Origin of the sequence: Pseudomonas sp. A-R-19 (assembly GCF_019956575.1) — a bacterium.
Taxonomy (GTDB): Bacteria; Pseudomonadota; Gammaproteobacteria; order Pseudomonadales; family Pseudomonadaceae; genus Aquipseudomonas.
In genome coordinates this window covers 89,939-108,154 of record NZ_JAHBDR010000036.1, presented here as the reverse complement: position 1 = coordinate 108,154, position 18,216 = coordinate 89,939, and the positions used below count along the sequence as shown (strand labels likewise).

Annotated in this window: 15 protein-coding genes and 1 pseudogene; 4 read left to right on the top strand and 12 right to left on the bottom strand. The window is 61.6% G+C overall.

Annotation, left to right across the window (positions count from 1 at the left end; genetic code table 11):
* Together KGA88_RS31720 and KGA88_RS05675 are read right to left on the bottom strand one after the other, a co-directional pair.
* Positions 1 to 108, bottom strand: a pseudogene (locus tag KGA88_RS31720) (IS481 family transposase); the annotation flags it as partial.
* Positions 109 to 369: 261 nt separating this feature from the next.
* Positions 370 to 1,425, bottom strand: a complete 1,056-nt coding sequence (locus KGA88_RS05675) for a haloacid dehalogenase-like hydrolase (RefSeq protein ID WP_110660891.1) — start codon at positions 1,423 to 1,425, stop codon at positions 370 to 372.
* Positions 1,426 to 1,666: 241 nt separating this feature from the next.
* On the opposite strand from KGA88_RS05675, the gene KGA88_RS05670 reads away from it, so the two are divergent.
* Positions 1,667 to 3,058, top strand: a complete 1,392-nt coding sequence (locus KGA88_RS05670) for an L-cystine transporter (RefSeq protein WP_223589511.1) — start codon at positions 1,667 to 1,669, stop codon at positions 3,056 to 3,058.
* 104 nt (positions 3,059 to 3,162) lie between these two features.
* On the opposite strand, the gene KGA88_RS05665 is transcribed toward KGA88_RS05670, so the two are convergent.
* A complete protein-coding gene (locus KGA88_RS05665) occupies positions 3,163 to 3,675 on the bottom strand; it encodes a dihydrofolate reductase (RefSeq protein WP_110660889.1) in 513 nt (170 codons plus the stop codon).
* Between the two features lie 85 nt (positions 3,676 to 3,760).
* Here KGA88_RS05665 and KGA88_RS05660 point away from each other — a divergent pair, with 85 nt between their 5' ends.
* Both KGA88_RS05660 and KGA88_RS05655 read left to right on the top strand, forming a co-directional pair.
* Positions 3,761 to 5,131, top strand: coding sequence for a DUF2868 domain-containing protein (locus KGA88_RS05660; protein ID WP_223589509.1), 1,371 nt, complete (start codon positions 3,761 to 3,763; stop codon positions 5,129 to 5,131).
* On the top strand, positions 5,124 to 6,500 hold the full coding sequence (locus KGA88_RS05655) for a GTPase/DUF3482 domain-containing protein (protein WP_223589507.1): 1,377 nt from the start codon (positions 5,124 to 5,126) through the stop codon (positions 6,498 to 6,500). The genes KGA88_RS05660 and KGA88_RS05655 overlap by 8 nt, the downstream gene beginning before the upstream one ends.
* A 129-nt stretch (positions 6,501 to 6,629) precedes the next feature.
* Here the strand turns inward: KGA88_RS05655 and KGA88_RS05650 are convergent, their stop codons facing one another.
* The 7 genes from KGA88_RS05650 to KGA88_RS05620 all read right to left on the bottom strand — a co-directional run bounded on the left by KGA88_RS05650 (position 6,630) and on the right by KGA88_RS05620 (position 15,677).
* Positions 6,630 to 7,187: a phosphonate degradation HD-domain oxygenase gene (locus tag KGA88_RS05650; RefSeq protein ID WP_223589505.1), complete on the bottom strand. Its 558-nt coding sequence runs from the start codon at positions 7,185 to 7,187 to the stop codon at positions 6,630 to 6,632.
* Positions 7,187 to 8,320, bottom strand: coding sequence for a TIGR03364 family FAD-dependent oxidoreductase (locus KGA88_RS05645; RefSeq protein WP_223589503.1), 1,134 nt, complete (start codon positions 8,318 to 8,320; stop codon positions 7,187 to 7,189). The genes KGA88_RS05650 and KGA88_RS05645 overlap by 1 nt, the downstream gene beginning before the upstream one ends.
* A gap of 117 nt (positions 8,321 to 8,437) precedes the next feature.
* Positions 8,438 to 9,463: a putative 2-aminoethylphosphonate ABC transporter substrate-binding protein gene (locus tag KGA88_RS05640; RefSeq protein WP_223589501.1), complete on the bottom strand. Its 1,026-nt coding sequence runs from the start codon at positions 9,461 to 9,463 to the stop codon at positions 8,438 to 8,440.
* A 39-nt stretch (positions 9,464 to 9,502) separates the two neighbouring features.
* Entirely contained in the window at positions 9,503 to 11,227 is a 1,725-nt protein-coding gene (locus KGA88_RS05635) for a putative 2-aminoethylphosphonate ABC transporter permease subunit (protein ID WP_223589499.1), read from the bottom strand.
* Complete coding sequence (locus KGA88_RS05630) at positions 11,227 to 12,303, bottom strand: putative 2-aminoethylphosphonate ABC transporter ATP-binding protein (RefSeq protein WP_223589497.1); 1,077 nt, start codon at positions 12,301 to 12,303, stop codon at positions 11,227 to 11,229. The genes KGA88_RS05635 and KGA88_RS05630 overlap by 1 nt, the downstream gene beginning before the upstream one ends.
* 226 nt (positions 12,304 to 12,529) lie before the next feature.
* Positions 12,530 to 13,393, bottom strand: a complete 864-nt coding sequence (locus tag KGA88_RS05625) for a LysR family transcriptional regulator (protein WP_223589494.1) — start codon at positions 13,391 to 13,393, stop codon at positions 12,530 to 12,532.
* Between the two features lie 16 nt (positions 13,394 to 13,409).
* Positions 13,410 to 15,677 carry a heavy metal translocating P-type ATPase gene (locus KGA88_RS05620; protein ID WP_223589492.1) on the bottom strand — a complete coding sequence of 756 codons (2,268 nt, stop codon included), beginning with the start codon at positions 15,675 to 15,677 and terminating at the stop codon, positions 13,410 to 13,412.
* Positions 15,678 to 15,770: 93 nt separating this feature from the next.
* On the opposite strand from KGA88_RS05620, the gene cadR reads away from it, so the two are divergent.
* Positions 15,771 to 16,220, top strand: coding sequence for a Cd(II)/Pb(II)-responsive transcriptional regulator (gene cadR / locus KGA88_RS05615; RefSeq protein ID WP_110660215.1), 450 nt, complete (start codon positions 15,771 to 15,773; stop codon positions 16,218 to 16,220).
* Positions 16,221 to 16,355: 135 nt separating this feature from the next.
* Here cadR and KGA88_RS05610 read toward each other — a convergent pair whose 3' ends face one another.
* Positions 16,356 to 17,327 (bottom strand): thymidylate synthase, encoded by a 972-nt coding sequence (locus KGA88_RS05610; protein ID WP_223589490.1) that lies wholly within the window; start codon positions 17,325 to 17,327, stop codon positions 16,356 to 16,358.
* 49 nt (positions 17,328 to 17,376) lie between these two features.
* The gene (gene lgt / locus KGA88_RS05605; protein WP_110660213.1) at positions 17,377 to 18,189 is read right to left on the bottom strand and encodes a prolipoprotein diacylglyceryl transferase; all 813 of its coding nucleotides are present in this window, start codon (positions 18,187 to 18,189) and stop codon (positions 17,377 to 17,379) included.
* Positions 18,190 to 18,216: the final 27 nt, after the last annotated feature.

Genomic DNA, 18,216 nt, shown 5'->3' with positions numbered 1-18,216 from the left:
GCTGAGCCCGTAGTGACGGGCCAGCTCGCTTTTGGAGGAGCTGCCTTGCAGCCAGTCGCCTATGAGTTTGATTCGTTGATCCATTGGGGACTCTCGATTCCAGGGCATGGTCAGGCACCTCCTGACCATATTTCATACCTGTAAACGATGTCTCCGGTTTAAAACGTAAAGGATGTCTCCGGTTTCTACCCGCGCAAGCCCGCTCCCACAGGGGATCTTCGGTGTTCACACGGTCTGTGTTTCACCCGAGAACTTTGTAGGAGCGAGCTTGCTCGCGATGAACGCAAAGACACCGCGCTAAATCAGAAAGCACGCGCCATCGTTAACGACCATCGCGAGCAAGCTCGCTCCTACAGTAGCTACCCGGTCTTACTGGATTTCTTCAGGCTTGACGATCACCCAGTTCTTGTCGGCAGTCACGGTGAGCCCTTCCTTGGCCTGGGCTGCGGCGTTCTTGGCCATCATGCCCTGGATCTGGGTCATGTACTTGTCCTTGCGGTTGACCCACAGGTGGATGCCGCCCTTGGCCACGTCAACACTGTGGAACAGCATGTAGCCGTCACTGGTCGGGGTATCGCCGCCGACCAGTACCGGTTTTTTCCACTCGTCGATGTAGGTCAGGATCGCCGCTTGTTTGCCGGCCATCCAGGTCGCCGGGGTCCACAGGTACGGGGTCAGTTCCAGGCCGAGGTTGGCCTTCTCGTCATATTTGCCGGCGGTGATCTGCTTGCGCGCGGTGGTCAATTCGCCGGTTTTTTGATCCTTGAGCAGCAGCGACACGCCGATCACGTTCTGCGGTTTGACGTTGTAGCCGTACTTCGGATCGGCCGCGACCATGCGCACCAGTTCTTCGGAGGCGGCGGTCATCACGTAGACCTCGATGCCGTTCTCCATCAGTTTGTTGTACAGCTCTTGCTGGCCGGTGAAGATTTTCGGCGGGTTGACGTCGAGTTTCTTGACCACATCGCCTTCGTAATAAGTGGCCGGTACCGGTTTGCCGGACGCCATCATTTCGTCAACATAGCCCTTGAGTTCCTTGAGCGTAAAGCCAGAGAACACCTGGGCGACCCATGGGTAGCAGACCATGTCGTCGACTTCGCAGAGGCGGTAGTAGTAGCTGAACAGGCTTTCCTTGTGATCGGCAGTGTCTTTGAACGGCATCAGCTTCAGGGAGGGATCGAGCTTGTCGCGGGTGATCAGGCCTTTGTTCTCCATGAACGGCAGCAACGACTCTTCGAGGTCGTAACGATAACTGGTGTTGTCCATGTCGAACACCGCGTAGTTGCCCTTGTTGGCGTTGGCGGCGATCATCGCGTCCAGCGCCTTGGCCTGATCGGCCGGCCAGTGTTTCAGATCCGTTGCGAGAACCTGGCCGGCAAGGCCGAGGCAAATTGCTGCAGCCAGAAATTTCGGTGCGAACTTCATGTGCATATCTCCCTGAATGAAAGACATCGACGCTAACAAATAAGTGTGACAGTCCTCGTCTGTCAGCGACCGCCCACGTCCCTTTCGCGTCAGTTGCATTTCTGACAGCGACACCCGCTTATTCCAAAAACGACAGTCACCATACGTTTTTGATATTAATTCATTAGTTTTCAAGCTGTTAGGCTTGCCGGTTCGCAGCTGCCCCGGAAGGTGGCTGGCACAAGTCTCACTCGGAGTTCTCATGAATCTGCCGCTGATCCTCAATCTGCTGGTGTTCCTCGCCCTGCTCTTCGGCTTGGCGCAAACCCGCCACACCACATGGAGCCTGGCGAAAAAAGTCCTGCTCGCTCTGGTGCTGGGCGTGGCGTTCGGTGTGGCGTTGCACACTGTCTATGGTGCCGGCAACCCGGTATTGAAAGCCTCGATCGGCTGGTTCGATCTGGTGGGCAACGGTTATGTGCAACTGCTGCAAATGATCGTGATCCCGCTGGTATTTGCCTCGATCCTCAGCGCCGTGGCGCGCCTGCATAACGCCTCGTCCTTGGGTAAGATCAGCTTCCTGACCATTGGCACGCTGCTATTCACCACGGCCATCGCGGCGCTGATCGGCATCGGCCTGACCAACCTGTTCGGCCTGACCGCCGAAGGCCTGGTGGCCGGCACCCAGGAAATGGCGCGCCTGCAAACCATCCAGACCGACTACGCCGGCAAGGTCGCCGACCTGAATGTGCCGCAGTTGTTGCTGTCGTTCATTCCGCAAAACCCGTTCGCCGACCTGGCGCGAGCCAAGCCGACGTCGATCATCAGCGTGGTGATTTTCGCCGCGTTCCTGGGTGTCGCCGCGCTGCAACTGCTCAAGGATGATGCCGAGAAAGGTCAGAAAGTGATCAACGCCATCGACACCCTGCAAGCCTGGGTGATGCGTCTGGTACGCCTGGTGATGAAGCTGACCCCGTACGGCGTGCTGGCGCTGATGACCAAAGTGGTTGCCGGTTCGAACCTGCAAGACATCATCAAGCTCGGCAGTTTCGTGGTGGTGTCGTACATCGGCCTCGGTCTGATGTTCGTGGTGCATGGCGTGCTGGTGTCGGCCGCCGGGATCAACCCACTGCGCTTCTTCCGCAAGATCTGGCCGGTGTTGACGTTTGCCTTCACCAGCCGCTCCAGCGCCGCGACGATTCCGTTGAGCATCGAAGCGCAGACCAGTCGCCTGGGCATCCCGCAGTCCATCGCCAGTTTCGCCGCTTCGTTCGGTGCGACCATCGGCCAGAATGGCTGTGCCGGTCTGTACCCGGCGATGCTGGCGGTGATGGTGGCGCCGACCGTGGGCATCAACCCGCTGGACCCGCTGTGGATTGCGACGCTGGTGGCGATTGTCACGCTGAGTTCGGCCGGTGTGGCCGGGGTCGGTGGCGGCGCGACCTTTGCCGCGCTGATCGTGCTGCCGGCGATGGGTTTGCCGGTGTCACTGGTGGCGTTGCTGATTTCGGTCGAGCCGCTGATTGATATGGGGCGTACGGCGTTGAACGTCAGTGGTTCGATGACGGCGGGGGCGATTACCAGTCAGGTGATGCAGCAGACTGATAAGGCGCTGCTGGATTCGGATGAGCATTCGGAGTTGGCTCACGCTTAAGTCTTTCAGCGACTGAGCCGGCCTCTTCGCGAGCAAGCCCGCTCCCACAGGGGATTTGTGTCGATCACAGATCCAATGTGGGAGCGGGCTTGCTCGCGAAGCTTTTAAGCTTTTTCCCAGACTTCGAAGCTGTATGCCGGCTTATCGCCTTCCGCCGGATTCGGAACATTCGAAACCAGTTTCCACTGGTTCAAATCAAACTCCGGAAACCACGCATCCCCTTCCGGGCTCAGCGCCACGCGGGTCAGGTACAAGCGATCGGCCTGCGCCATTCCTTGCGCATACAACTGCGCACCGCCAATCAGCATCAGCTCATCGACGCCCTGTTCCTTCGCCCATTCTTCAGCGCGAATAACGGCAGCTTCCAGCGATGGATAAACCTCCGCGCCTTCGAGCAGCAGATCTGCCTGACGGCTGACCACGATGTTCAAGCGGCCCGGCAACGGCCGACCGAGGGAATCCCAGGTCTTGCGCCCCATGATGATCGGCTTGCCGAGGGTGGTGGCCTTGAAGTATTTGAAGTCCCCCGGCAGGTGCCAGGGCATGCTGTTGTCGACGCCGATCACGCGGTTTTCACCGAGGGCTGCGATCAGGCTGAGGGGGAGTGATTTAGTCATGCCGGCGAGGATAGCAGAGCCGGGCTTTCGCCGATAAGCGCCACAGCGGTTATGCTCACAGCTCAATTAAGCGACGGGATGCCGCGTGACTGAACTCAATACCCTCTGGCTGACAGAAACCATTCGACTGCGCGAAGAACACGCAGGTCCCCTGGAAGACCTTGAAGCCAACCGACTGGCCCGCAGCGCGGGCGGCGATTTGCCGTCGCGCATTCAACGCCGGGCCTTGTGGCTGGCTGAACGCGATGGCCTGGCTGCGGCCCTCAAGCACTGGCTGCAAGGCGCACGCCTGGCACTGATCGTTATGGCGGTGCTGGCCGTGATCAGCGGCGCCGGCCTGGCCTTCGCGGCAATGGGCGATGGCCTGCACCCGGTGAACGTGTTCTGGGCCTTGGGCAGCCTGCTCGGGCTCAATCTGATCCTGCTGCTGAGCTGGGCACTGGGCCTGATGTTTGCCGGTGAACATGGCGCCAGCCTCGGGCGCCTGTGGCTATGGCTCAGTGAAAAGCTCGCCCGGGACGCCAAAGCCGCGCAACTGGCCCCTGCCTTGCTCCTGTTGCTGCAACGCCAGAAACTCAATCGCTGGGCCATCGGCGTGCTGGTCAACGGCTTGTGGTTGCTGGCGATGCTCAGTGCCTTGGTGATTCTGCTGACACTGATGGCGACCCGACGCTACGGCTTCGTCTGGGAAACCACGATCCTCAGTGCCGACACCTTTATTGCCGTCACCCAGGCCCTTGGCGCGCTACCGGCTCTGCTCGGCTTCAGCGTGCCGACCGAGGAGATGATCCGCGCCAGTGGTGATGCTGCACTGAACATTGAAAGCGCCCGGCAGGCCTGGGCCGCGTGGCTGGTGGGGGTGCTGCTGGTCTACGGCGTATTGCCGCGCCTGCTGCTCGCACTGTTTTGCCTGTGGCGCTGGAAAGCGGGGCAAATCGCCCTGCGCCTGGACTTGAACCTGCCCGGTTACGCGCAATTGCGCGAGCGCTTGATGCCTACCAGTGAGCGCCTCGGCGTCAGCGATGCGGCACCGGCGCAATTGCATCGCGTGGAAAGCGGTGTCAGTGAACAGCAAAGCGACGGCGCGCTGTTGGTTGCCATCGAGCTGGATGACCAGCGCCCGTGGCCGCCGCAATTGCCGAAAAACGTCAGCAACGCCGGCATCCTCGACAGTCGCGAATCGCGGCACAAACTCCTCGAACAACTGAGCCGCTTTCCCCCGGCGCGCCTGGCCATCGCCTGCGATCCACAGCGCTCGCCGGATCGCGGCAGCCTGGCCCTGATTGCCGAACTGGCCCGCAGCGCCAGCGCCACCCGCGTGTGGTTGTTGCAGGCACCGCCCGGTGAAGCACTGGACGCCGAGCGCCTGGGCGACTGGCATGTGGCGCTGCAACAGCTTGAGCTACCGTTTGCCGATTGCGCACCGATGAACTGGCTGGAGACGGGCCATGACTGACACCCGCAAGCAGCCTCTGAAACTCGCCGTGGTCGGCCACACCAATGTCGGCAAGACCTCGTTGCTGCGCACCCTGACCCGCGACGTCGGCTTCGGTGAAGTGTCCCATCGCCCCAGCACCACACGGCATGTCGAGGGCGCACGGTTGTCGGTGGACGGCGAGCCGCTGCTCGATCTCTACGACACCCCGGGCCTGGAAGACGCCATCGCCCTGCTCGATTATCTCGAACGTCTGGAACGGCCCGGCGAGCGCCTCGACGGCCCGGCACGGCTGGCGCGTTTCCTCGATGGCAGCGAAGCCCGGCAACGCTTCGAACAGGAGGCCAAGGTGCTGCGCCAGTTGCTGGCATCGGATGCCGGTCTCTATGTGATCGACGCCCGTGAGCCGGTGCTGGCCAAGTATCGCGACGAACTGGAAGTGTTGGCCAGTTGCGGCAAACCCTTGCTGCCAGTGCTGAATTTCGTCAGCAGCGCCAACCACCGCGAACCGGCCTGGCGTGAAGCGCTGGCACGGCTGGGCCTGCATGCCCTGGTGCGCTTCGATAGCGTCGCGCCGCCAGAGGATGGCGAACGCCGACTGTATGAAAGTCTCGCCCTGCTACTGGAAACCGCGCGGCCGCAACTGGAGCGCCTGATCGCCGATCAGCAAGCCCAGCGTCTGGCTCGTCAACAAAGCGCAGAGCGATTGATTGCCGAATTGCTGATCGATTGCGCGGCCTGCCGGCGCAGCGTGGTCAGTGAAGCCGATCAGGAACAACAGTCGATCAGTGAACTGCGCAAAGCCGTGCGCCAGCGTGAGCAGCGTTGCGTCGAGGCCCTGCTCAAGCTCTACGCCTTCCGCCCACAGGATGCCGCGGCCAGTGATTTGCCGCTGCTCGACGGTCGTTGGGGCGATGACCTGTTCAACCCGGAAACCCTCAAGCAACTGGGCGTGCGCGTCGGTGGCGGAATCGCTGCCGGCGCGGCGGCCGGGGCCGGGGTCGATTTGCTGGTGGGTGGCATTACCCTCGGCGCCGCCGCACTGGCCGGCGCCATCGCTGGCGGCGCCCTGCAAACCGCACGCAGTTATGGCAGCCGTTTGCTGGGCAAGATCAGGGGCCAGCGCGAACTGACGGTGGATGACAATGTGCTGCGCCTGTTGGCGCTGCGCCAACGGCAATTGCTGCAAGCGCTCAATGCCCGTGGGCACGCGGCGATGGACAGCATTCAGGTGGCCACGCCCCAGGACAAGAGCTGGCGCGAAGGCAAACTTCCCGAGGCTTTGCACAAGGCTCGGGCGCATCCGCAATGGTCGTCGCTCAATCCTCATCCAAAGTTGAATCAGGCGGAGCGGCAGGAGCAGGTTGAGGTGTTGGCGCAGCAGCTTTAGTCCTTGGCAATGGTGTTGAGGCGACCGGCCTCTTCGCGAGAAAGCCCGCTCCCACAGGGGATTTGTGTCAATCACAGATCCAATGTGGGAGCGGGCTTGCTCGCGAAGGCAGCGCCTCGGTTCAAAGGTTTACGCAGCCAACAGGCGCCACGCCTTGTCCTTCAACACCGCCAGATCAATCACCGGCACATGCATCTCTTTCGCCAGTTCATCCCACTGACGCATGCGCAGACTCACGGCACACAAAGGATCCTGCTCGAACGCCTCAGCCTCTTCAGCCGTCATCACCCCACCCTGATACTCCAGGGTTCGGCGACTGGCTTCACTCAAGCGCTCGTAGTACCCCGGCTCTTTCAGCGTCAGATAACGCTTGGCCTGCACGTGGTATTCAACCAGCCGCGCCATGCGCTCGCTGAAGCCGGCGCGACGCAGGTAGTCGGCGCCGAGGCGTTCATGGCTGACCACGCCGAAGCCGCCCATGTTCTCCGCGCTTTCGGCGCAAATATGCCCGATGTCGTGGAAAAACGCCGCAAGCACCACTTCATCGTCGAAGCCTTCGGCCATGGCCAATTGCGCCGCCTGGGACATGTGCTCGATCTGCGACACCGGCTCGCCGATGTAGTCGCTATCGCCAAAGCGCTCGTACAAACCGAACACCTCGGCAATCACTTGCTCTTCACGCTGCATCAGATTTCCTCCAATACGGTGGCAACGTTGCGCTCAGCCATCGCCGGCCCGACGCTCATGCCGACACCGGTGTGCATCAACGCCACGCTCAGGCCTTCTGCCGGGCGCAGGAACGAGAACGGTCCCGGCCCCCGTGAACCATAGACGCCCTGCCAGCGTTCGACCACTTGCACCTTGCAGCCCAAGGTCTGCTCGGCCAGCTCGATCATCCAGTCGTCGACCTGCTCGGCATTGAAGGGCGAAGGATCGCTGCCGTAGTGGTGGGAATCGCCAATGATCAACTCGCCATGGGGCGTCGGGCTGATCAGCAAGTGGATGCCGTTTTCATGCAGGTGTGGCGCGTCCCGCAGAATCTCGGCCTGTACCGCTGCAGCTTCCGGCAAATCAGCGAAGGCGCCGTAGTGCACGCAACTCAATCCGGTGAGCAAGGCATGTTGCAGGTTCAGATTGATCTGCGGTCGCGCACGGAGCATTTGCAGGCGGCAGATTTGCGGATCGAGTTCGGCGATCTGCTCGGCCAGCAAGGTCTGATAATCGTGGCCGGAACAGACGATGATCTGCTCGGCATTGAAGCTGCCGGCGGTGCTGTGCAGGCGGCCCGGCTCGATATCGCGGACCAGGGTAGAGAAGTGAAACTTGACGCCCAGGTCGCGGCGCAGGAAGTCGATCAACGCCGGAATCGCTTCGCGCGAATACAGCTGCTGGTCGTCCATGCCGTGCAATGCCGCGCGGTGATGGCGGAACTGCCCGCCGTACAAATCGCGCAAGGCGGCACCGCGCAACAGGTCGACGCGATAACCGTGCTCCACCGCGCGGCCGTCGCAGAAAGCTTCGAGCAGGTGCTCTTGCGCTTCGGTGCGGGCGAACAGGTACGAGCCATTGCGCTTGAGTTGCAGGCCGGCAAGCTGCGCCCAATCGCCCCAGATTCCGCGACTGGCACGGGCCAGTTCCAGCATCGGTCCCGGTGGTTGGCCGGTGACCAGTGCCTGGCCGAAGTTGCGCACCGAAGCGCCGACAGGTGTTGCGCTGCGCTCGAAAACCGTGACCTTGAGACCGCGTTTGGCGGCTGCATACGCGTGGGACAGGCCCAGGATGCCGGCGCCGACGATCAGCATGTCGTTGTGTTGTGTCATGGAGTCTTGTCCTGAATGTGGAACTGCCTTCGCGAGCAAGCCCGCTCCCACAGGGGAATGCGTTCCAATGTGGGAGCGGGCTTGCTCGCGAAGAGGCCCTCTCAGTCGATATAGATTTTACTTGGCGACGACTTTCTCGGACTTGCCGTCATAGCGCTTGCGCCATTCGGTCAGGATCTCGTCGCGGTTCTTCGAAGCCCAGGCGAAGTCGTTCTTGATCAGGCGCTGTTCGTAGTCGGCCGGCAATTCGGTTTGCGGCTTGGCGATGCCAGGCTGGGCGAGTACGGCGAAGTTTTCTTTGTACAGTTCCATCGCCTCAGGGCTGGCGGAGAAATCAGCCAGTTTCTTCGCCGCTTCTTCGTGGGCAGTGCCCTTGATCACGGCGGTCGCTTCGATCTCCCAACCCAGGCCTTCCTTCGGCAGGATGATGTCCAGCGGTGCGCCCTGGCGTTTCAGCTGAACGGCCGGGTATTCGAAGGAAATACCGATCGGGAATTCGCCAGCCGCCGCCAGTTTGCAAGGCTTGGAGCCGGAGTGAACGTACTGGCCGATGTTCTGGTGCAGGCCGTCCATGTACGCCCAGCCCTGCTTCTCGCCGAAGGTCTGCAACCAGGCGCTGACGTCGAGGAAACCGGTGCCGGACGAGGCCGGGTTGGGCATGACGATCTTGCCTTTGTACTCAGGCTTGGTCAGGTCTTGCCAACTCACCGGCTTGGTCAGGCCCTGCTTCTCGGCTTCGACGGTGTTGAAGCAGATGGTCGCGGCCCAGACGTCCATGCCGACCCAGGCTGGCGGGTTGGCGGCGTCGCGGTAGTTACCGCCGATCTTGCCCAGGTCCTTCGGCGCGTAGCTTTGCAGCATGCCTTGCTGATCGAGGATCGCCAGGCTGGAAGCCGCCAGGCCCCACACGGCATCAGCCTGCGGGCGTTCTTTTTCGGCCAGCAGTTTGGCGGTGATGATGCCGGTGGAATCGCGTACCCACTTGATTTCGACGTCCGGGTTGGCCTTCTCGAAAGCCTCTTTGTAGGTCTTCAGTTGCTCGGCTTCGAGGGCGGTGTACACCGTCAACTCGGTTTTCGCCGCAAAGGCGTTCAGGCTGAAAGCGGTGAGGACAGCAGCGGCCAGGGCCATAGGCTTGAACATGATCTTTTCCTGTTTTTTGAGTTGAGGGGTTGTGCAGATTCAATGACCGGGCGCGGTCTGCCGCCAGGCTTGTGAGCGGCGCAGCAAACCGCGCGAAGCCCAGGCCAGCAGCAGGGAAACGCCCGCCGAGGTAATCAGGATCAGGGTCGACATCGCTGCCGCACCGCCGACGTTGCCGGCGTCGTCCATGTTCAGCACCGCCACCGCCGCGAGGATGGTGTCGGGGCTGTAGAGGAAGATCGCCGCCGAGACGGTGGTCATGGCCGAGACGAACAGGTAGCGCACGATGTCCAGCAGCGCCGGCAGGCAGATCGGCACGGTGACGCGCAGGTAATGGCGGTACAGCGGCGCCTTGAGCGACAGCGCGGCGGCTTCGAACTCGGCATCGAGTTGGCGCAGCGCGGTGGTGGCGGTCATTTGCGCGGTGGTCAGATAGTGCGCAATGGTGCAGACGATCAGCAGCGTCATGGTGCCGTAGAGCACATGCAGCGGGTTGCCGGTGAGGTTGAAGAAGAAGACGTAACCCAACCCCAGCACCAGGCCCGGCACCGCCATCGGCACGAAGCTGAGCATGCGCAAGGTCAGGTTCAAGCCGCGCTGGCCTTGGGTTTTTTCCATCAGGTAGGCGCCGGTGAAGATCAGCAGGCTGCCGATCAACGCCGTGCCCAAGGCCATCTTCAGGCTGTTGCCATAGGCCAGCCAGCCACCGCCGGCGGTTTCGTTGAACTGGTAATGATTGAGCGACAGCGACAGGTTGTACGGCCAGAACTTCACCAGGGACGAGAACACCGCCATGCCGAACACCAGCAGCAACGCGGCGCTGATCAACAGAACGATGACCAGGTAGCAACCGTCGCGCAGCTTCGAGGGTGCAGGCTTGAATACCTGGGCGCGGCCGCTCATGGAGTCACCATGACGTCGACGCAACCAGGCATCGACACCGAAGCTGAACAGCGCGGGTAACAGCAACACCATGCCGATCAACGCACCGCGACCAAATTGCTGCTGACCCACCACAGCCTTGTAGGCCTCGAGCGCCAGCACTTGATAGTCGCCACCGACCACCACCGGCACACCAAAGTCGGTGATGGTCAGGGTGAACACCAGGCAGAACGCAGCGAACACCGCCTGACGGGTCGCCGGCCAGGTGATGCTGCGGAAGGCTTTCGCCGGGCTGGCGCCCATGCTGGAAGCAGCGTCGAACAGCCGCGCATCGGCCAGGGACAAGGCTGACAGCAGGATCATCAGGGCATGCGGAAAGGTGTAGATGACCTCGCCGAGCACAATGCCCCAGAAGCCGTAGATGTTGTCCGAGAGCAGGCCACGCAACATGCCCTGGTTGCCGAACAGGTAAACCAGTGCGATGCCGGGCAGCATCGACGGCGCCATCAACGGCAGTAACGAGATGCCACGCCAGATGCCTTTAGCCGGAATCAAGGTGCGCTGCAGGGCGTAGGCAAACAGATAGGCCAGCGGTACGACGATGGCCGCGACGCTGAGGGAAACCTTCAAGCTATTACCCAGCAACCAGTGAAAGTTTTCGCTGGTTACCAATTCCTTCGCGGCGAGCCAACCACCGCCCTGCCCGGCCTCGGCGCTGAAACCACGCCAGAAGATCGCCAGCAACGGCATCAACACGGCGACGCCGAGCAACACCAGCAGCAGGACCTTGCCGCCGACCACGAACAGCCGGTCACCGATCTCGGCACGGGATATCTGCCGAACCTGCTTTTGCGGCAGTGGCAGCGCGATGTTCGCGCTCATCAGGCAAACACCTGCAGGCTGCGCGGCGGCAAGGCGACCATGATCTGCTGGGCGCCAAGGCGCGGCATGGCTTCCGGCGCCAGTTCCGCCAACAGTGCGTGGCCCGGCAATTGATCGAGTTCAAAACTCATGCGGCAGCGGTTGCCGAGGAAGGTGATCTCGCGAACCTTGGCCGGGAACAGGTTTTCCTCGTGCACCAGTGGGTTGACGTTGATCGCTTCCGGACGGCAGAACAAACGGCCGGAAGCTGTCTTGGCACTTCCATCGGCCAGACGCATGTTCATCCCGCCGACCTGGGCGTGACTGTCGCTGCTGCGCTGGAACGGTAGCCAGTTACCCTGGCCGACGAACTCAGCCACGAATGGCGTGGCCGGGCGGTTGTAGATTTCCTGCGGGGTGGCGTATTGCTCGACCTTGCCGTTGTTCATCACGGCAATGCGGTCGGCCATCAGCATGGCCTCGTCCTGATTGTGGGTAACCATCAGAGTGGTGATGCCAAGGTTGCGCTGCAGTTGGCGCAACTCGGTGCACAGATGCTCGCGTACCCGGGCATCGAGGGCCGACATCGGCTCGTCGAGCAGCAACAACGAAGGCGCCGGGGCCAGGGCGCGAGCCAGGGCGACGCGCTGTTGCTGGCCGCCGGACAACTGGCCGGGGTATTTTTTCTCGCTGCCGCTCAGGCCGACCAGTTCCAGCATCTGACCGACACGTTGGCGAATCTGGTCGCGGCCATTGCCGGCGAGGCCGTAGGCAATGTTCGCTTCGACGGTGAGGTTGGGAAACAACGCGTAGGACTGGAACAGAATGCCGTAGTCCCGCGCCTGGGGCGCCAGGTGGGAAACGTTGCGATCACCGAGGTATAACTCGCCGCTGTCCTGCTTCTCCAGGCCGGCAATGCAGCGCAGCAAGGTGGTTTTGCCACAGCCCGACGGGCCGAGCAGACACACCAGCTCACCGGCAGCAACATCGAGGGAAACGTTGTCCAGCGCCGTGAAGGCGCCAAAACGCTTCTGTACGCCGCGCACCTTCATCGGTGCGCCGGGGTTGGTCAGGGCAGTTGCGATCGAGTTGTTCATGGACGGACCTCATCTAGCAGATGGGGCCATCCTAGAGTTGTAATGAGTCCGTCATGTGGCAGTAAGGCAAAAACTGCCGATAGTGGTATTCGGGATTTTTGGTTAAGCCTTCAAGCCCTGTGTTGTTTGATCTGGCGCCTTCGCGAGCAAGCCCGCTCCCACAATTGATCGCGGTCCCCTGTGGGAGCGGGCTTGCGCGAAGAGGCCAGGACAGGCACCACAAATCTCAAGCCGGGGCCATTTCCTGCGCCAACCCCAAAAACGCCGCCGGCAGTCGCGCGCCTTTGCGCTCCTTGAGGCAGTACAGGTACTCGGGAATCTGTGGCGCATTCTCGATAGTCAGTACCCGCAGCTGCGGATCATGAGGCACTTCCTGACGGGCAATGATGCTGATGCCGATGTTGCGCAGCACGGCTTCGCGGATCGATTCACGACTGCCGATCTCCAGCAGCGGTCCGAAACCCACTCCGGCGCTGGCCAGCAACTCTTCGGTCAAGCGCCGGGTGGTCGAGCCCGGTTCGCGCATCAGCAGGGTATGTCCGGCCAAGGCGTCGAGCGGCACGTGATCGCGCACCGCCAGCGGATGATTGCGATGCACCGCCAGCACCAGCGGATCGCTGCCGAGTACCCGGCGAATCAGCCGCGCGTCGTCGAGCAGTTGCGACGATGCGGCGACATCGACCCGGTAATCCTCCAGCGCTTCGAGCACCTGCTGGGAGTTGCCGATTTCCACCGAAACCTCAACCTGCGGCAGTCGCTCGCGGAAAGTCTTCACCAGGTCGAGGATGTAATACGGCGCCGTGGCGGCAATGCGCAATGTGCCCTGGACCTGGCCGCAGTTACGCAGGAAAAACTCGATGTCGGCTTCCTGTTGCATCAGCGCCTTGACCATCGGCAACAGCCGCGCGCCCTCCTCGCTGACACTGAGACGCCTGCCGCCACGGTAGAACAGCTCAACCGAATACTGACTTTCGAGGTTGCGAATCTGCGTCGTCACCGTCGGTTGGCTCAGGCCGAGCTTTTTTGCAGCCTGGGTAATACTGCCCAGGCGGGCCACCATGTAAAACGCCTTCAGCTCGGCACTCAGCACAACCGTCCCTCATCCTTTATTTGCGCAGCAGGCGCAAACCGTTGAACACCACCAGCAGACTCACGCCCATGTCGGCGAACACTGCCATCCACATGGTAGCGACCCCGGCGAAGGTTACCCCAAGAAAGATCGCCTTGATGATCAATGCCAGGGCAATGTTCTGCTTGAGGATGCTCGATGTCTGCCGCGACAGGCGAATAAATGCCGGAATCTTGCGCAGATCGTCGTCCATCAAGGCGACATCGGCGGTCTCGATGGCAGTATCGGTGCCGGCGGCGGCCATGGCGAAACCGATCTCGGAACGCGCCAGGGCCGGGGCGTCGTTGATGCCGTCACCGACCATGCCGACCCGGCGCCCTTGGGCATAAAGGGCCTCGATAGCCTGCAATTTGTCACTCGGCAACAGGTCGCCCCTGGCCTCGTCGATGCCGACCTGCTCAGCAATGGCTTGCGCGGTGTGGACGTTATCGCCGGTGAGCATCAAGGTTTTGATGCCAAGCTCATGCAGTTGCCGGATGGCTTCACGGCTGGACTCTTTTACCGTATCGGCGACGGCGAACAGCGCCAACGGGCCGGACGAATCAAGCAGCAGCACCACCGACTTGCCCTGTTTTTCCAGGGCGAACAGTTTCTCTTCCAGCGCTGGCGAGCACAGCCCCAGATCCTCCACCAGACGATGGTTACCCAGATGATAGAGCTGGCCGTTGATCTCGCCGCGCACACCACGCCCACCCAGCGCTTCAAAGTTATCCACAACCAGTGGCTCGATTTGCTTATCCACAGCCGCTTTGGCGATGGCCAGGGAAACCGGGTGATCCGAGCGCCCGGCCAGCGCGGCGGCAATGGCCGGTGCCAACTCGTCGGCGGTCGGGTCCAGCGACAGGTAATCGGTCTGCACCGGTTTGCCATGGGTGATGGTGCCGGTCTTGTCCAGGGCCAGGGCGTCAAGCTTGTAACCGCCCTCCAGATAGACGCCACCCTTGACCAGAATGCCTTTGCGCGCTGCTGCCGCGAGGCCGCTGACGATGGTCACCGGCGTGGAAATCACCAGTGCACATGGGCAGGCCACCACCAGCAGCACCAGCGCCCGGTAGATCCAGTCGAACCACAACGCGCCCATGAACAACGGTGGAATCACCGCCACGGCCAGGGCCAGGACGAACACCGCCGGGGTGTAGATTTTCGAGAAGCTGTCGACAAAACGCTGGGTCGGCGCCCGCGCTCCCTGGGCCTGCTCGACGGCGTGGATGATGCGCGCCAGGGTCGAGTTATCCGCCGCCGCAGTCACCGCGTACTCCAGTGAGCCGGCCTGATTGATGGTGCCGGCGAAGACTTTGTCGCCAACGGTTTTCTCCACCGGCAGGCTTTCACCGGTGATGGGCGCCTGATCGATGGTCGAGCGACCGGACAGCACTTCGCCGTCCAGGCCGATGCGCTCACCGGGACGGATCCGTACCCGCGCGCCGAGCCCAATGGTTTTGACATCCTGCTCAAGCCAGCTCCCGTCAGCCTGCAACACCGTTGCCGTGTCCGGGGTCATCTGCATCAGGCCGCCGATGGCATTGCGCGCGCGGTCCAGGGACCGGGCTTCGATCAACTCGGCCACGGTGAACAGGAACATCACCATGGCCGCTTCCGGCCACTGGCCGATCAGCACCGCGCCGGTCACGGCAATGCTCATCAGCGCATTGATGTTCAGGTTGCGGTTTTTAAGGGCGATCCAGCCTTTTTTGTAAGTGCCGAGACCACCGCTGAGAATCGAGACCAGCGCAATGACCGCCACCACCCAGTTCGGCGCGGAACCGGTGAAGTGGATAACTTCTGCCAGCAATGCACCAATGCCGGACACCGCCAGGGGCCACCATGGCTTTTTCCGGGGCTCCGGCTTCGACGCCGGCGTTTTCGCGCCCTGATCCAGCGGCTCGGCATGCATGCCCAAGGACTGTATGGCCTCGACGATCGGCTCGATACCGGGCAAATCGTGGGTCACGCCGAGTACCCGATTAATCAGATTGAACTCAAGCTGCTGCACACCGGTCATCTTGCTTAGCTTATTCTGGATCAGCGTCTGCTCGGTCGGGCAGTCCATCGCTTCAATGCGAAAGTTGCTCAGTCTGGCCCCGTTCGTCGGCGCTTCGCTCAGCATTACTATCGCTGGCGCCGTCGCACTGGATGAACAGCAGGAATCGCCGTGACCGCCGTGGCCATGCTTTTGCACGGGTTTGAGCTTGTGGCTGTGCTCGTGTTCAGCCCCGGGTTTGTGGGAATGCAGGGAATCGCTCATTGGTTGCGTCCATAAGAGTGCCTGTTGCCAAGTAAAGACCCTGTAGCCACTATAGGGTCAAGCACCCATTTTGGAGATTTGGAGATTGTCGTCATGAAGATTGGAGAGTTGGCGAAGCTCACGGACTGTGCCGTGGAAACGATCCGCTACTACGAGCGCGAGAACCTTCTGCCGGAACCAGCCCGCAGTGACGGCAATTACCGCGTCTACACCCAGGCCCACGCCGAGCGCCTGACCTTCATCCGCAACTGTCGCACCCTGGACATGACGCTCGAGGAAATCCGCAGCCTGCTGGCGTTTCGCGACAGTCCGCAGGACCAGTGCGAAAGCGTCAACGCACTGATCGACGAGCACATCCACCATGTAAAGGCGCGGATCGACGGCTTGCTGGCCTTGCAGGCACAACTGCTCGACCTGCGCCAACGCTGTGGCGAAGGGCCGGGAGTCGATCAATGCGGGATTTTGCAGCGGTTGGAAGTGAGTGGCGGGGTTGTGGCGCCGGAGGTGGAGCATTCACATGTGGGCCGTAGTCACGGCCACTAAAAACACCACCGACCCTCTGTAGGAGCGAGCTTGCTCGCGATGAACTCAAGGACGATGCATTTTTTCAGACTATACGCGTCATCGTTCACGTCCATCGCGAGCAAGCTCGCTCCTACAGGGGGGCAGCGTGAGGCTTCAGACCGCCATCGGCGCGGTCATCGGTGCGTGGTGCTCGTAGCCTTCCAGGGAGAAATCGCCCGGCTCCACCAGCTCCAGCCATTCCGGCTGATACACGCCAGTCTTGGCAAACTCCGGCACACGCTCGGAAATCACCAGTTTCGGCATCGGGAACGGCTCGCGCTTGAGCTGTTCGTTGAGCATGTCCAGGTGGTTTTCGTAGACGTGGGCATCACCGATGAAATAGGTGAACCAGCGCGGCGTGTAGCCGGTCAGGCGTCCGATCAGGCTCAGCAGCGCCGCGCCTTCGGTGAGGTTGAACGGCGTGCCCAGGCCCAGGTCGTTGGAGCGGATGTAGAGGGTCAGAGAGATCTCCTTGGTCTCGACATTCGGGTGGAACTGGTACAGCAGGTGGCACGGCGGCAGGGCCATTTCATCGAGCTGGGCGCAGTTCCAGCCGTGGAACAGGATGCGCCGGCTGCCCGGGTCCTTGATGATGGTATCGACGCACTGGCGGACCTGGTCGATGGCCTTGTACAGCACCACGTAGGCCTGACCATCCTCCTCGCCTTCGGCGATCTGGCGATAGCCTTGCTTCAGGGTCTGCTCGATAGCAGCCGGGTTGCTCAGCGGGATCTGCTTGTACGCCGGCCATTTGCGCCATTGCACGCCGTAGATTTCGCCGAGGTCGTCTTCGCCCTGGCGGAACGGGTTGGCCAGCCACTGGGCGTTTTCGTTGGCGTTCTGGTCCCAGACCTTGCAGCCCAGGGCGCGGAATTCGGCAGCGTTGTTCACGCCACGCAGGAATCCGCACATTTCGCCGATGGCCGACTTGAACGCCATCTTGCGCGTGGTGATCGCCGGGAAACCTTCCTTCAGGTCATAACGCAGCATCGCACCGGGAAAGCTGATGGTGTTCACGCCGGTACGGTTGGCCTGTTTGGTGCCGTTCTTGATGACGTGGGCGACCAGTTCGAGATATTGCTTCATGAATTACCTGTGTCCTTGAACCCGCAGCCATCGCTGCGGGGTTCGAATTTTATACAGCTGCCGCTGGAGCCGCCGGAGCGCGGTGATACGCCAGCCAGATCAGGAACAGACCGCCGAGGATCATCGGCACGCACAGCACCTGGCCCATGGTCAGCCAGTTCCAGGCCAGATAGCCCAGTTGCGCGTCCGGTACGCGGACGAATTCCACGATGAAACGGAAGATGCCGTAGAACAGCGCGAACATCCCCGAGACCGCCATGGTCGGCCGCGGCTTGCGCGAGAACAGCCAGAGGATCAGGAACAGCGCCACGCCTTCGAGGGCGAACTGGTAGAGCTGCGACGGGTGACGCGGCAACTGCGCCGGGTCGCTGAACGGCGGGAAGATCATCGCCCACGGTACGTCGGTCGGCTTGCCCCACAGCTCGGCGTTGATGAAGTTGCCGATACGCCCGGCACCCAGGCCAATCGGCACCATCGGCGCAACGAAGTCCATCAGCTGGAAGAACGACTTGTTGTTCTTTTTACCGAACCACAACGCCGCCAGCATCACGCCGATGAAACCACCGTGGAACGACATGCCGCCCTTCCACACTTCGAAAATCAGCGTCGGGTTGGCCAGATAAGCACTCAGATCGTAGAACAGCACATAACCCAGTCGCCCGCCGACGATCACCCCCATCGACATCCAGAACACCATGTCGGAGAGTTTCTCCTTGGTCCAGGTCGGGTCGAAACGGTTCAACCGGCGGGACGCCAGCAGCCAGGCGCCGCCGATGCCGATCAGGTACATCAGGCCGTACCAGTGGATTTTCAGCGGACCGATGGCCAGGGCCACCGGGTCGATCTGCGGGTAAGGCAGCATTGCGACTCCTCGTTAGAGTTCAAATCT